This is a genomic window from Massilia sp. LMS1-1-1.1 (genome assembly GCF_040815535.1).
GTDB lineage: Bacteria > Pseudomonadota > Gammaproteobacteria > Burkholderiales > Burkholderiaceae_D > Janthinobacterium > Janthinobacterium aestuarii.
Genome location: NZ_JBFPNG010000023.1, coordinates 23,348 through 38,024, shown reverse-complemented (window position 1 = coordinate 38,024; position 14,677 = coordinate 23,348). Strand labels below are relative to the sequence as shown.

Genomic DNA, 14,677 nt, shown 5'->3' with positions numbered 1-14,677 from the left:
CAGACGGTCGTTTTTAACTAAGTTACGCGTGTAATTTGTGTCGCGAGAGCTGGCCAGAGCGATAGTTTATGAGTAATGAATGATTTGAATCGGTACTGCTCCGGTTTGCTCGACGCTAATATCTCTCCTGCTTTTGCCTTCCACATACCGAAGACTACAACCTCATCACCAGTATTGAGTTTTGCCAGCCAGTCAGCATTCTCGCACCAGACACTGGCTTCGACGCCGATACCAATTTCCGGATCATTGGCATCCGCAAGGTATTTGTTTTTTGTGAGGTTCAATACATTGCTTGTTTGATTCTTGCCTATGCCAATGCGCTTCGATTTGACCGTGCCATGCAAGGCGATAGGGTGTTGTACTGTATTGCGTATCGCATTTCTGTAGGCATCAAGATGGCGCTCTGTCTCGAAATAGAAATGAGACCATGGTACGGTCGTGTTACCTTCGAATATCAATTCCAGATACATCGCAATCTCTTCGTCCTCATCGCAGAGTGCACGTAATTGCAGCACACGCTTGGCCGAGTTGATATAGGCGGGAAGTTTTCCTCGTGAACTTTCAAATGTTTTGCTACTGCCGTTTGCAGATTTTTCGTCACTATTCGTTGCTTTTTTGCTCAATTCTGACAATGCGTCTCTGATCATGACTAGGCGCAGCCGGTATTGGCCATTGCGGATGCTTTCAAAGAGCCCCGTCGATTCGTTTGCTATCGATTTGACCTTGTCGTTGATGGCATGCTTGCATCCCTCTGCATGATGGCCGCCAGGAAGCAAGCGGAAATAAGCAGATACCAGATAAGGTTTGTCGTCCCGCTCCCGCGTATGTGCATTCTGATGGGTGACGTGAACAGAGCAATGGGAGCAACGAAGGGGCTCCGTGCCTTTTCCCTTCGAATAAGTTTCGGCGGTCCATTCAATGCCAGCACTATCGAGTGCTGTGTTCATTTTGATACCCATTACAGTTCCTTTTGTTGGCCTCGAGCAATCATTCTAGCTGCCACCTTGAGAATTGTGCCCCTGGGTATGTCGCTAAAGGAATCCTTGAGTTGGCTTTCAACATAAAAACCGGCGCAGTCGGGCAATTAGACTATTTGTCCGCATCATTAGTGCCCAATAGCCAGAAAGAAGATTTTCCAGTTAGGCGGCACGGTTTTCACCAGCAGGAGATTCTCCACCAAGGACATGCACGATCGGGCTGGTGTCACTGCCATGTGCCTGTCGCATCGTCTCCGGCGCAAAATCGTCGACCTGTATCAAGCCGTCGACCAAACGCGCATATTCCAGCAAGATATTGTGCTCCTGGCAGCTGACCGAGCCTGCCGCCTTGGCCGTCGCCAGCCACTGCTGCATGGCGGACAGGCTTTGCGGCAGGTGTCGCAGGGCCGCGCCTTCGGGTGTATCCTTCAGGCGTTTTTCGATGTGCAGGACGTCGGGCAGCAGGGCCAGCGCCCGCTCGGCGCAGGCCACGGGATCTGCCGCGTCGCTGGCCACATGGCCGTCGGCCAGCAGGCGTTCGCGGTCGGCGCCCGGGGTTTGCAGGGCCAGCGCCACTTCACTGCCCAGTTCGTCGGACGGTGGACGGTGGGGCAGGCCAAACGGGAACAGCAGGGTGCGCAGCAGCATGGCCAGCACGCGCGCCGGGAAATTGTCGAGCACGCCCGTCAAACCCTGCTGCGCCTTGACCAGCGCATCTTGCAGCGACCAGTGCACATAGGGCAGGTCGGCCTCGGGCCGGCCATCATCCTCGTAGCGCTTCAGTACGGATGACGCCAGGTACAGCTGCGCCAGCACGTCGCCCAGGCGGGCGGACAGCCGTTCGCGGCGCTTGAGTTCACCACCGAGCACGAACATCGACATATCCGTCATGACGGCAAACGCCGTCGACAACCGCGTCAGGGCGCGGTAGTAGGGCATCAGTACAGGTGCGCCGGCATCGGGCACGGCCGCCAGGCGCGCGCCGCCCAGTCCGTACCACAAGCCCCTGGCCAGGTTGCCCAGCACAAAGCCGACGTGGCCAAAGAAGGCCGCATCGAAATCGCGCAAGGCCTTGCGGCCGTCGCTTTCGCTGACGGCGGCCATTTCCCTGAGCACATACGGATGCGCGCGGATGGCGCCCTGGCCGAAGATGATCAGGCTGCGCGTGAGGATGTTGGCCCCTTCGACCGTGATGGCGATAGGGATTTGCTGGTAGGCGCTGGCGAGGAAATTGTTGGGGCCGATGCAGATGCCTTTGCCGCCGAGAATGTCCATGCCGTCGTTGACGAGCGCGCGGCCCCGTTCCGTGACGTGGTATTTGACGATGGCGGAAATGACGGCCGGTTTTTCGCCCAGGTCGACGGCGTGCGCGGCCAGGGTGCGGGCCGCATCCATCAGGTACAGGTTGGCGCCCATGCGGGCCAGCGCTTCCTGCACCCCCTCGAATTTTCCGATCGGCATGTTGAACTGGCGCCGCACGGCCGCATACGCGCCGGTGCCGCGCACGGCCATCTTGCCCATGCCCACGCTGGACGAGGGCAGCGAAATGGCGCGCCCGGCCGCCAGGCACTCCATCAGCATGCGCCAGCCTTTGCCCACCTGCGCCTGGCCACCGATGACCCAGTCGATGGGGATGAACACATCGTTGCCCGACGTGGGGCCGTTCTGGAAAGCGGCGTTCAAGGGATGGTGGCGGCGCCCGATCACCACGCCGTCGTGGCTGGTGGGGATCAGCGCGCAAGTGATGCCGGGCGCATCGTTGTCGGACAGCAGATGCTCGGGGTCGCTGGTCTGGAACGCCAGCCCCAGCAAGGTCGCCACGGGCGCCAGGGTGATGTAGCGCTTGTTCCACGTGAGGCGGAAACCGAGGGTAGGACGCCCTTTATGCATGCCCATGCAAACCACGCCCAGGTCGGGAATGGCGGCCGCATCGGAACCCGCGTACGGGCTGGTCAGGGCAAAGCAGGGAATCTCGGTGCCGGCGGCCAATCGCGGCAGATAATGGTTTTTCTGTTCTTCTGTGCCGTAGTGCAGCAGCAGTTCGGCCGGTCCCAGCGAGTTGGGCACCATCACGGTCACGGCCAGCGCCGAGCAGCGGCTCGACAGTTTCATCACCACCTGCGAGTGCATATAGGCGGAGAATTGCTTGCCTCCGTATTGCTTCGGGATAATCATGCCGAGGAAACCTTGCGCCTTCATGTAGTCCCAGGCCTGGCGCGGCAAATCCTGCGCCTGCTGCGTTTCCCAGTCGTTGACCAGTTCGCACAGCCGCTCGACGTCGTGCTCAAGAAAGTGGCGCTCTTCGGCCGTGAGCGAGGCGCGTCCATACGCCAGCAGCTTGGGCCAGTCGGGCTTGCCGGAAAACAGGTCCGCATCCCACCACGTGGTACCGGCCTCGAGCGCGTCGCGCTCCGTGTCGGACATCGTCGGCAAAATGCGCTTGAACAGGGCCAGCAGGTGCGGGGTAATCAGGGCGCGGCGCACGGGGCCGGGCGCGAACAGTACAACCAGGCCCAGCAGGGCCACCACCAGTATGATCGTCAGCATGCGATATCTCCCTGTTATATGACAACAGGATAGGCCGAGATGGCGAATGTTACTGTGCGGTACAGCGCATTGGATTCATGGCCGGCAGCTTGCATGCGTCGCCTAAAACAAAAAAGCCAACCCGAAGGTTGGCTTTTTGCTATGTGCTGCTGAATTCTTGGTGGCCCGGGGCGGAATCGAACCACCGACACAAGGATTTTCAATCCTCTGCTCTACCGACTGAGCTACCAGGCCAAGGCGGCGAATTATAGCAGAAAGACTTTCTACCTGACCAGAGCTAGCTGTGTTCAAATGCAACAGATGGCCAAAACATGGTGTTTTGGCATCCTTGTATGACCCGAAGGGATGTGGCGATGCAGCGACGTATTGGAGTGCAGGGCCTGGCGGTGGCGGGCTTGTTCAGTTTGTTTTGCGGTGCGGCGCGGGCCGACGGGCTGGCCGATCTGAATGCGGCGCTGGCCCGATTGCAGGGCCAGATGCCGATCAAGGCGCAGGTGGAATCGAAAAGCTGGCGCCGCGAGGGCGAGGGCAGGGCGGCGGAAGAGGATAGCGGCCAGGCCACGGTCACCGTCGAAGGCGGGCCGGCAGGCTTGCAAGTGCTCTACGGCAAGGATTTGCTGGCGAAAGTGGAGGCCGAGCAGCGCGCCAGGGTGAAAGATCCGAAGGTCAAGACGCCGATCGGCTTTGCGCTGGGAGAAATGAAGGCGACGGAGCTGCGCTCCATGGTGTCGGCGGCGGACGCCCTGTCGCGCGAGATCGAGGAAGCCGTGTTCAGCAGTGAAAAGATGGATAGCTACAAGGGCAAGCCGGCGCGTCTGCTCAGCTTTACTTTATCGCTCGACAAGGTGCCTGAGAAAGACCGCAAGTATGTGAAGAAGTTCGAAGGCGGCATCGAGGTGTGGATCGCCGCGGACGGCACGCCGCTGGCCAGCCATTTCCACTTTGACGTGAGCGGGCGCGCCTTTGTCGTCGTCAGCTTTACGCAAAAGTCGGACGAGACGCGCCAGTATGGCGTCAGCGGCGACCATTTATTGTTGCTGCGCAAGGAGAGCAAGAACACCACCTCGGGCGCGGGCGAGAGGGTGGAGAGCAAGATCGTCAAGACCTTGCAACTGCAGTCCTGACGTGTTGCCGAATCATTTCATTACATGGCGGCGCTGCCACCCATGGCGCTCTTTTGCAGCACGCAGCGTCCCGCTTCGCAGGTGGCACCCGGGTCCGTGACGATGGAGCAGGTCGACATCATGCCGTCCGCTTGCTGCTGCTTGCGGCTGGCCTCGGCTTGCGCCTGGGCCAGTGCCTTGAGTTTCTTGCCGTCATTGCCCTTGCTGGACCAGGCCAGGTAGCGCTCGGGGCCGCCGCAAGCCTTGGCGCCGATGGCGATGGTTTGACATTGCTGGGTGGAATCGCAGGCGGCGGTGCCCACTTCCGCCTGGATTTGCGCCAGCAAGCCGGCATTGCCGGGGGCGGGCGGCGCATCATCTTGCGTGGGGGCACTGCCGCAGGCGCTGGCGGCCAGCAGCAGGAAGCTGGCGCACGTGGCGCGCAACAGTGGCAACAGGGTTGGGTAGGTAGGCGTTTGCATGCCCTTATCATGTGCCACGCTTGCGTAAATGGCAAGCGCGATTCGCACTTGGCCAGAACCTTGATCCCGGTCATTTCCATTGTCAACCAGTCAAAGTTAATATAAATCAACATCCAATCAGCGATGTACGGGTGGCGACCGGGCCGGCGCGCTGCATTCCCGCGCCGGCGCGCGCCGCCGATTCGGGAATGTTTCCAGGAGTTAGACTATGCGCAGCACCATGTCCCCCTTTCTTTTCATCGCCAGCCTCGCTCTCAGTGGCGTGTTGCACGCCGCCAGCAAGGAGCCGATCCAGCCCATCACTGCCGCCAAGGTGGCCAATCCAGCGATGGTCGAGCTGGGCAAGAAACTGTTTTTCGACCCGCGCCTGTCGCGCTCGGGCTTTATTTCCTGCAACAGCTGCCATAACCTGAGCATGGGCGGCACGGATAATATCAAGACATCGATCGGCCACAACTGGCAACGCGGGCCCATCAATTCGCCCACCGTGCTCAATGCCAGCATGAACGTGGCGCAATTCTGGGATGGCCGCGCCAAGGATTTGCAGGAGCAGGCGGGCGGCCCCATCGCCAATCCCGGCGAGATGGCTTTTACGCACGAGCTGGCAATCGACGTGCTGGCCTCGATTCCCGCCTACCGCGCGGAATTCCGGCAAGTCTTTGGCCAGGGCAAGCTGACCATCGAGCAAGTCACGCGCGCCATCGCCGCCTTTGAAGAGGTGCTGGTGACGCCCGGCTCCCGCTTCGATCAATGGCTGTCTGGCAAGAAAAGCGCGCTGACGAAAGACGAACTGGCCGGCTACCAGCTGTTCAAGTCGAGCGGCTGCATCGCCTGTCATAACGGCCCCGCCGTGGGCGGCAATACTTTCCAGAAGATGGGCGTGGTGGAACCGTACAAGACGGCGATGACGGCAGAAGGGCGCTCGGCCGTGACGGGCAAGGATGCGGACCGCTTCAACTTCAAGGTGCCGACCCTGCGCAACGTGGAGCTGACGTATCCGTACTTCCACGATGGCGAAGCGGCGACCCTGACGCAGGCCGTCGATGTGATGGGCCGTTTGCAGCTGGGCCGCACTTTTACGCCCGATGAAAACGCCAAACTGGTGGCCTTCCTGAAAACCCTGACGGGCAAGCAGCCGCACATCGTGCTGCCGATCCTGCCGCCATCGTCGGATACAACGCCGCGGCCGGTGCCGTTTGATTGAGTGCTTGCCTGGGGTCAGACCCGGCGGGTCTGACCCCGACACCAGTTACTTCAACGTACGCTGGAACAGCTGATAAATCCGGCGGTACTCGTCATACCACGCTTCCGGCTGCACGAAGCCGTGGCGCTCCATCGGGTAGCTGGCCATTTCCCAGTTGTCCTTTTTTAACTCGATCAGGCGCTGCGACAGGCGCACGGAATCCTGGTAGAACACGTTGTCGTCGATCATGCCGTGGGCGATCAGCAGGTTGCCCGTCAGCTTGTCCGCGTACTCGATCGGCGACGAGATTTTATACGCTTGCGGATCGATGTCCGGCGTGTTCAGGATGTTGGCCGTGTACTCGTGGTTGTAGGTCGTCCAGTCCGTCACGGGACGCAGGGCGGCGCCCGACTTGAAGATGTCCGGCGCGCGCATCAGGGCCATCAGGCTCATGAAACCGCCATAGCTGCCGCCATAGATGCCCACGTTCCGGATGTCGCCCTGGTGCTGCTGCGCCAGCCAGTTTGCGCCATCGACAAAATCTTCCAGTTCCGGGTGGCCCATCTGGCGGTAGATGGCCGTGCGCCAGGCGCTGCCGTAGCCGAGCGAGGCGCGGTAGTCGACGTCGAGCACGATGTAGCCTTGCTCGACCAGCAGGTTGTGGAACATCTGTTCGCGGAAGTAGACGGGATAGCGCTCGGTCACATTCTGCAGGTAGCCGGCGCCGTGCGCGAACATGACGATCGGGTAGCGCTTGCCCGCTTCCAGCTGCTTTGGCTTGTACAGCTTGGCCCAGATCGGTGCTGCGTCATGCGTGGACGGCACTTGTACCAGTTCCGGCATGACCCAGTTGCGCGCCTTGAAGGCGTCGCTGCGTGTATCGGTGAGGATAGTCGCCTTGCCGCCGGCAACGGAAATCGTGGCCAGCTGGGCCGGCATATAGCTGGTGGAATAGCGCAGCAGCAGTTTGCCGTTGTCGGGCGACAGGCCGAAGTTTTCCACGCCTTTCAAACTGGTGACTTCGCGCGCGCCGCCATCCTTGGCCGTGCTGGCGCACACTTCATACGTGCCTGGCGCTTGCCGGTTGCACATGAAATAGGCATTCTTGCCGTCGCGGCTCCATTCGACGGCGCTCACTTCCCACTGGCCGCTGGTCAGTGCGCGCGCCGGAGCCGCGCCCTGTTTCGTGTACAGGTGGGCGTAGCCGCTTTCCTCGGACAGATACCACAAGGTGGCGTTGTCTGGCAGCCAGCCGAATTCCTCGGCGCGGCGGTTGACCCAGGCCGTATCGCTGATGCGGTGCACGGGCACGAGGGTGCCGTTGGCCAGGTCGACGTTGGCGAGCCAGCCGTCCTTGTTGTCGATGGCGCGGATGCGCACGGCGGCCTTGCTGCCGTCATCGGTCCAGGCGATGCCGTCGCGCTGGGCGTCGATGCGCACGGCGCGGTTGCCTTTCAACGGCGGCAGCTTCTGTTCGGCGCGCAGGGAGGCCAATGGATCGGTGGCGATGCCGGGCAGGCTGTCAAAGGCGATCTCGCGCACCTGGCCCGTGCGCAGGTCCGCCAGTTTCAGGCTTTGCGCGATCGGCATGTTGCGGCCCACGCGCGTGCGCTCGTCGTCCGCTTCCGGGTAGCCCGTTTCCGTGACGTAGCGGGCCAGTTTGCCCAGCTTGCCTTTTTCGGCGGCCTTGTCTTGCGTGACGAACAGCAGCCAGCGGCCGTCCGGCGACAGGGCGCTGCCGGAAATCGTCACTTTCTCGCCCAGGTAGATCGGTTCCGGCGCGCGCGTGGCGTCCAGGCGGCGCTCTTCGTGGCGGCGTTCGCGGCTCGCGTCGCGGTCTTCCTTCTGGCGCGCCAGGTTGACGATCAGGCGCAGTTGCAGCTCGCGCAGGGCGTCCGCTTCCGGCTTGGCGTCCGGGTCCTTGGCCGCGCGCAGCAGGGCCACGGGGGCGCTCAGGCGATCGAGACGGTTCCAGCTGAACCCGTCCGTGCCGCTGCGGTATTGCACGGCGCCGCCGTCGCTGGAATATTGCGGATTGCTGATGGCCGTCACGCCGCGCGTAATCTGGATCAAGGCGCCGTTTTTCAGGTCGCGCTCGAACAGGTCGCCGTTGCGCAGCAGGATGGCGCGCGTGCCGGCCCGGTTGACGACCATCTGCTGGCCATCGAGATTGGCCAGCTGCGCATCGTCGACCTTCTTGCCGCTATTGAGCTTGGCATTCGCGCCGGAGACTTGAAACGTGTCGCGCAGGGGCGAGCCGAGGCGTTTTTGCTTGTAGTAGAGCTGGCCATTCCAGCCCCACCATGCCGCTTCGACGGGTGTGCCGATCCAGTCGGGATCGGCCATGGCCTGGTCCAAGGTGATCGGCGTGGGCGCAGTGGAGGTGGAGGAAGGGGCCGCATGCGCGGCGGGCAGCAAAGAGAGCAGCAGGAGCGGCAGCAGGGGAAGAACCAGACGCATCGGGGATCGCTTTAATCAAAGGGGATGGTGAAGGTACAGGCTATGAGGCCGGTATTCTAGCGGAGGAGTTGCGTGCAGGAAATGTCGGAAAGCTAAGCTTGACGCCCGGCCAGCCAGGCGAGAAAGTCGGCGAGCGGCATCGGCCGCGCATACAGGAAGCCCTGCAAGCCGTCGCAATCGTGGGCGATGAGGAAGTCGGCTTGCTCCTGCGTTTCCACGCCTTCGGCCACGACGCGCAAGCCCAGGTGGCGCGCCATGGCCAGTATCGCCTGCACGATGGCCGTGTCGCGCGCATCGTGCGGCGTGTCGTCGATGAAGCGCTTGTCGATTTTGAGTTCGTACAGCGGCATCGAGGTCAGGTAGGCGAGGCTGGAATAGCCGGTGCCGAAATCGTCGATGGAAAAGCGGATGCCCAGTTCCGCCAGTTCGCGCATGCGCGCCAGCGAGGCATCGCGCTGGTCGATCAGCAAACCCTCCGTCAATTCCAGGATCAGGGCGCCGGCCGGCGTGCCGTGTTCGGCCAGCGCGGCCTGCACGCGGGAAGCGAAATCGGGCTGGCGGAACTGGGCCGGGCTGACGTTCACGGACAGGGCGACGGGCGATCCCGCCTGCGCCAGCACCCTGGCGGCGCGGCACGCTTCGCGCAGAGCCCAGTGGCCCAGCTTGACGATCAGTCCCGATTCTTCGGCGATGGGAATGAAGATATCCGGCGCGATGTACGTGCCGTCCGCCTGCGGCCAGCGCATCAGCAATTCGGCACCCGTGACCCGGCCGTGACGGTCGACCTGCGGCTGCACGTGCATGCATAAAACATGGTCATCGAGGGCGCGCGCCAGCGCCCGTTCCAGGGTCAGCCGGCGCTCCACGCCCGCCTGCATGGCCGCTTCAAAGAAGGCGATGCCGTTGCGCCCTTCCGCCTTGGCGCGATACATGGCGATGTCCGCTTCGCGCAGCAGGTCGTGCGCCTGCTGCTCCATTTTCGGCAGCAGGGTCACGCCGATGCTGGCGCTGCAATGATAGGACTGCGCGCCGATCTCGAAGTCGCGCGCGATGGCGGCGCGGATTTTCTCGGCCACCTGGGCTGCTGCGCGCGCGGCGCTGTCCAGGTCATCGGCCAGGTGCGCCAGCAGCACGACGAATTCATCGCCGCCGATGCGCGCCACTGTGTCGGCCTTGCGCATCAGCTGCGCCAGCCGTTCGCCGGCCAGGCGCAGCAGCGCGTCGCCCGTGGCGTGGCCGCGCGCGTCGTTGATGTGCTTGAAGTGGTCGAGGTCGATGAACATCAGCGCGCTGATGGTATGGTTGCGCGGCGCGGCGGCCAGCAAGTGGCCGATGCGGTCCATCAGCAGGCGCCGGTTGGGCAGGCCCGTCAGCACGTCATAGAAGGCCAGGCGGTGGATGTCCGCTTCCGATTTCTTGCGCTCGTCGATTTCGCGCTCGACGGCCACCCAGTGCGTCTGCCTGCCGTCCGCATCCGTAAACGGCACCAGTTCCGCTTCGACCCAGTACGCCTTGCCGGCCTTGTTGTAATTCAGTAATTCCGCCCTGGCTGGCTGGGCGCGGGCCATGGCGGCGGCGACGCGCGCCAGTTCGTCCGCATCGGTGGCGGGGCCTTGCTGGAACAGCAGGCTGCGGCCCAGCACGTCGGCGCGCGCATAGCCGCTGCTGCGCTCGAAGGCATCGTTGACGAAGATGATGCGCGTGGCGGGCACCGTACCCGCGCCTAACGCGGTATCGGCCACTTCGGCGATCATCACCATGTCGTTCAGGCGGGCCAGCGCCGTGGCCGTCAGGCGCAGGTCGGCGTTCAGCTGTGACAGGGCCTGGCTGCTGCGTTCCAGGTGGCGCAGCAGGAAGGCGCAGGACAGGGTCAGCACGGCGGCGATGAACAGGAAGTTCAGGGCCACGATCAGCGCGCGCAGCACGGGTGAATCGGGCACGCCGCGCAATTGCAGCTCCACGTCGGGATGCAGGCCGAGCAGGAAGATGGTCAGCGACGTCAGGGCCAGGGTCGACAAGGCTGGCCGCATGCCCAGCAGCAGGGCCGCCAGCACGGGCATGAGCATCATGTAGATCTGGCTGACGGGGCCGATTTTCATCAGCAGGCCCACGCCCACCAGATAGGCGACGATGAGGAATTGCCACACGCGCCAGCGGTAGGGCATGGCGCGCAGATGCCAGATGAGGCCGATCCAGCCGATGGCCAGCAAGTCGAGGGCGACTATGGACCAGATAGCTTCGCGCGCGGCCAGCAGGGCGCTGGGAATGGCAGTGACGATGCCCAGCAGCAGCACCGCCTGCAGCAGGCGCGCAAAAATCTGTCCGCGCCAGTGCGCGAGGTCGTTTGACGCGGCCACGCTGCCGTCCTTTCCCCAGGGAGCTGTGCTGCCGAGCTGAGCAGTATGGTAAAAATATTACGCGGTATCTTTCTGCATGTCATCTTGATCATTCGGCATGATTGACGGCGCGACCACAAGGCGCATAGGGCCGCCTAGTCCGTTTGCGCCGTGGGCCAGTAGTGGCTATCGGGCGTATCGCGCGCGCCGAAGATGGCCTGGCCGACGCGCACGACGGTGGCGCCTTCTTCGATGGCGATTTCATAATCGCCGGACATGCCCATCGACAGCTCGTCGAGGCTGACGCCATCGGGGACGTCCTGGCGCAGCCGGTCGCGCAATTCGCGCAGCAGCACGAAGCAGCGGCGCACGCGCACGGCTTCCGCCGACAACAGCGCCAAGGTCATGAGTCCGCGCACGCGCAGCGCCGGGAAGGCGTGCAGCTGGCGCAGGAAAGCGGCCACTTCGTCCGGCGGCAAGCCGTACTTGCTGGCTTCTCCCGAAGTGTTTACTTGCACGAACACATCGAGTCCGCGCCCTTCCGCTTGCAGGCGCCGTTCCAGCGCCTCGGCCACGCGCAGGCTGTCGAGCGCCTGGAATTCGCTGGCAAAGCGCGCCACCAGCTTGGCCTTGTTGGTCTGCAAATGGCCGATCACCGACCATTGCAGGTCGGCCAGGTCCGCCATCGCTTCCCATTTGCGGCCCGCTTCCTGCGGCTTGTTTTCTCCCAGCATGCGGCAACCGGCGGCGTAGGCCAGGCGCAGGCTCGCCTCGGGCTTGGTCTTGCTGACGGGCAGCAGGCGCACGCTGGCCGGATCGCGCCCGACCCGCTGGCAGGCGGCCGCCATGCGCGCATGCACTGCCGCCAGATTGCGGCGGAAGTCGTCCACCGACACGGCTTGCGGCCAGCGCCCATGCCGCTCATGCATGGTGGGAGTGAGCAGGGGAGTGTCGTTGTGCATGTGTCAGCCTTGTATTTGCCTTATTAGCGGCAGGAGTCGCCGCAGTGATGTATTATTGTCCTATGCCAAAATATATCATGTCTGAGACTATCGTGAAGATTGCCGGAAAAACCGCTGCGGAACTGTTCGACAGCATCCGCGCGCTGACGCAGGCGGGCGAATTGCTGCCGGGCCAGGAGCTGCCGACCGTGCGCGAGCTGGCCGCGACCCTGGGCGTCAACCGCAATACCGTGTCGCTGGCGTACCAGCGCCTGGTGACGGCCGGGATCGCGGTCACGCAAGGGCGTTTGGGCACGGCCATCCGCGCGCAGCGCGATCCCGGCGAGCAGGAAGGCCTGCTGCCCGGCTCGCCGCTGGCTGACCTGGGCGGCGGCAATCCGAACCTGGCCTGGCTGCCCGACGTCGGCGCGGCCCTGTCGCGCAAGCCATACCGCCCGCGCCTGTATGGCGAAGCCACCGTGGACCCGGAACTGGAAGTGCTGGCGCGGCGCTGGCTGGCCGGCGATTGCCCCGAAGGCCACGACATCACCGTGACGAATGGGGCCGTCGATGCGGTCGAGCGCCTCCTGGGGGCGTACCTGGCCGCGGGCGACAAGGTGGCCGTGGAAGACCCGTGCTTCGTGAGCAGCATCAACACCTTGCGCATCGCCGGGCTGCACGCCGTTGGCGTGGCGGTCGATGCCGAGGGCATGCAGGCCGAGGCGCTGGAGCGGGCGCTGGCGCAAGGCGCGCAAGCCGTCATCGTAACGCCGCGCGCACACAATCCCACCGGCTGCAGCCTGAGCGCGGCGCGCGCGGATCAGCTGCGTGCCGTGCTGGCCGCCTACCCGCACGTGCTGGTCATCGTCGATGACCATTTTTCGCTACTGTCCACGGCCGGCTACCAGGACGTGATACCCCCTGCGGCCCGGCGCTGGGCGCTGATCCGTTCCGTTTCGAAGATCTTCGGCCCCGACTTGCGCCTGGCCGTTGTCGCCAGCGACGGGCAGACGGCACAGCGTTTGCGCCTGCGCCTGGCGCCCGGCACGAACTGGGTCAGCCATCTCTTGCAGGACGCCGTGAGCGCCTGCCTGTCTTCGCCCGACGTGTCCGCGCAGGTGGTCCTGGCCCGCGCCGACTATGCGCGCCGCCGCGACATGGTGGCGGCGGCGCTGGCGGCGCAAGGCCTGGTCTGCGCCAGTCCCGCCGATGGCCTGAACCTGTGGCTGCCGCTGCCGGACAGCAGCCAGGCGGCCGTGCTGGCGCTGGCCCGGCATGGCTGGCTGGTGCGCGGCGGCGAAGCGTTCGGCGTGCAGGCGCCGACGCACGGATTACGGATCACCGTATCGGCCATCGACGAAGCGGGCGCGCAGGCGTTCGCCGCGGTGCTGGCGCAGGTGCTGGGCCGGCCATAGTTTCATTTACTCGCTACAGAAGGGGAACATCATGAAAGTCCATTTCGTCGTGCATGAAGCATTCGAGGCGCCGGGCGCCTATGAGACTTGGGTGCGCGAACGGGGCCACGAGGCCACGTATTCCCGCGTCCATGCCCATGAGCCGCTGCCTGGTTCCATCGCGGACATCGACCTGCTGGTCGTCATGGGCGGGCCGCAGTCGCCGTCGACGACGCGCGAGGAATGCCCGCATTTCGATGCCGCAGCCGAACAGGCCCTGATAGCCGCCTGTGCCGCGGCGGGCAAAGCCGTCGTCGGCGTTTGCCTGGGCGCGCAGCTGATCGGCGCGGCCTTGGGAGCGCGCCATGCGCACAGCCCTGAAAAGGAGATCGGCAAGTTCCCCATCACGCTGACGGCAGACGGAAAGGCGAACGGCAAGTTCGCCCATTTTGGCGACGTCCTGGAAACGGGGCATTGGCACAGCGACATGCCGGGTCTGACCGGCAACGCGAAAGTCATCGCCTATAGCGAAGGCTGCCCCCGTCAGATCATCGAATACGGCAATCTGGTGTACGGCTTCCAGTGCCATATGGAGTTCACGCCGGAAGTGGTCGAACTGCTGATCGCCGCGTCAGCAGCAGAACTGGCCACGCTCACGTCGCACCGCTTCGTGCAGCAGCCAGCGGCCCTGCGCGCCCACGACTGGCAAGCGATGAATGGCCAGCTGTTTATCTTCCTCGACCGGCTGATGCAGGCTTACGCAGCGCAATAAAAAACGCCAGCATGACGCTGGCGTTGCTGGGGCAAGCGGCGAGGTGCTTATTTCTTTGGCGCGCTCAGGCATTCCTTCATGAACGCCTTGCGGGCGTCGCCCTTCATGTCCTTTGCGTCGACATTGCACGCCTTCATCTTGTTTTGCTGCGTCATGGCCGGCGCCGGCTTGGCGCTCAGGCATTCCTTCATGAAGGCCTTGCGCTCATCGCCTTTCTTGCCGGCGGCATCCGCATTGCAGGTGGTCATTTTTGACTGTTGGGCCGTCTTGGCGACGGGCGCCGCTTCCGGTGCGGCGGCAAAGGCGGTGCTGGCAAACGCGGCGGCGATGCAGAGGGCGATGAATTGTTTCATGGTAAATCCTTTAGGCGCAGTCAGTGGAAGGGGACATGCAAGCGGCAGGCAATGCCGATATGCAGAACGTAACTAACTATATGACATTTATCAACAAAATTTCCACTCGAGTGTGTCTTTTTGTTACTG

11 protein-coding genes and 1 tRNA gene are annotated in these 14,677 nt (G+C 63.4%); 4 read left to right on the top strand and 8 right to left on the bottom strand.

Annotated elements, in window-relative coordinates:
* Nucleotides 1-17 precede the first annotated feature (17 nt).
* The 3 genes from MRBLMS1_RS15180 to MRBLMS1_RS15170 form a co-directional block, all read right to left on the bottom strand.
* Nucleotides 18-959 carry a hypothetical protein gene (locus tag MRBLMS1_RS15180; protein ID WP_485880163.1) on the bottom strand — a complete coding sequence of 314 codons (942 nt, stop codon included), beginning with the start codon at nucleotides 957-959 and terminating at the stop codon, nucleotides 18-20.
* 180 nt (nucleotides 960-1,139) lie between these two features.
* A complete protein-coding gene (locus MRBLMS1_RS15175) occupies nucleotides 1,140-3,524 on the bottom strand; it encodes an acyl-CoA dehydrogenase (RefSeq protein ID WP_485880161.1) in 2,385 nt (794 codons plus the stop codon).
* Nucleotides 3,525-3,682: 158 nt separating this feature from the next.
* Nucleotides 3,683-3,758, bottom strand: a tRNA-Phe gene (locus MRBLMS1_RS15170).
* Nucleotides 3,759-3,877: 119 nt separating this feature from the next.
* Here MRBLMS1_RS15170 and MRBLMS1_RS15165 point away from each other — a divergent pair.
* Entirely contained in the window at nucleotides 3,878-4,648 is a 771-nt protein-coding gene (locus tag MRBLMS1_RS15165) for a hypothetical protein (protein ID WP_485880159.1), read from the top strand.
* Nucleotides 4,649-4,668: 20 nt separating this feature from the next.
* Here MRBLMS1_RS15165 and MRBLMS1_RS15160 read toward each other — a convergent pair whose 3' ends face one another.
* The gene (locus MRBLMS1_RS15160; RefSeq protein ID WP_230516634.1) at nucleotides 4,669-5,109 is read right to left on the bottom strand and encodes a hypothetical protein; all 441 of its coding nucleotides are present in this window, start codon (nucleotides 5,107-5,109) and stop codon (nucleotides 4,669-4,671) included.
* Nucleotides 5,110-5,329: 220 nt separating this feature from the next.
* Here MRBLMS1_RS15160 and MRBLMS1_RS15155 point away from each other — a divergent pair, with 220 nt between their 5' ends.
* A complete protein-coding gene (locus MRBLMS1_RS15155) occupies nucleotides 5,330-6,313 on the top strand; it encodes a cytochrome-c peroxidase (protein WP_485880157.1) in 984 nt (327 codons plus the stop codon).
* Nucleotides 6,314-6,358: 45 nt separating this feature from the next.
* Here the strand turns inward: MRBLMS1_RS15155 and MRBLMS1_RS15150 are convergent, their stop codons facing one another.
* From MRBLMS1_RS15150 to MRBLMS1_RS15140, 3 genes are all read right to left on the bottom strand, one after another.
* The gene (locus MRBLMS1_RS15150) at nucleotides 6,359-8,752 is read right to left on the bottom strand and encodes a S9 family peptidase (RefSeq protein ID WP_485880155.1); all 2,394 of its coding nucleotides are present in this window, start codon (nucleotides 8,750-8,752) and stop codon (nucleotides 6,359-6,361) included.
* Nucleotides 8,753-8,844: 92 nt separating this feature from the next.
* Nucleotides 8,845-11,109 carry a putative bifunctional diguanylate cyclase/phosphodiesterase gene (locus tag MRBLMS1_RS15145; RefSeq protein WP_485880154.1) on the bottom strand — a complete coding sequence of 755 codons (2,265 nt, stop codon included), beginning with the start codon at nucleotides 11,107-11,109 and terminating at the stop codon, nucleotides 8,845-8,847.
* A gap of 134 nt (nucleotides 11,110-11,243) precedes the next feature.
* The gene (locus MRBLMS1_RS15140) at nucleotides 11,244-12,050 is read right to left on the bottom strand and encodes a YggS family pyridoxal phosphate-dependent enzyme (RefSeq protein ID WP_485880152.1); all 807 of its coding nucleotides are present in this window, start codon (nucleotides 12,048-12,050) and stop codon (nucleotides 11,244-11,246) included.
* A gap of 92 nt (nucleotides 12,051-12,142) precedes the next feature.
* Between MRBLMS1_RS15140 and ptsJ the strand changes: the two genes are divergently transcribed.
* Nucleotides 12,143-13,444, top strand: a complete 1,302-nt coding sequence (gene ptsJ, locus MRBLMS1_RS15135) for a MocR-like B6 salvage transcription factor PtsJ (RefSeq protein ID WP_485881018.1) — start codon at nucleotides 12,143-12,145, stop codon at nucleotides 13,442-13,444.
* A gap of 31 nt (nucleotides 13,445-13,475) precedes the next feature.
* Nucleotides 13,476-14,195: a glutamine amidotransferase-related protein gene (locus MRBLMS1_RS15130; RefSeq protein ID WP_485880150.1), complete on the top strand. Its 720-nt coding sequence runs from the start codon at nucleotides 13,476-13,478 to the stop codon at nucleotides 14,193-14,195.
* Between the two features lie 47 nt (nucleotides 14,196-14,242).
* Here MRBLMS1_RS15130 and MRBLMS1_RS15125 read toward each other — a convergent pair whose 3' ends face one another.
* Nucleotides 14,243-14,548, bottom strand: a complete 306-nt coding sequence (locus MRBLMS1_RS15125; protein WP_034753527.1) for a PsiF family protein — start codon at nucleotides 14,546-14,548, stop codon at nucleotides 14,243-14,245.
* Nucleotides 14,549-14,677: the final 129 nt, after the last annotated feature.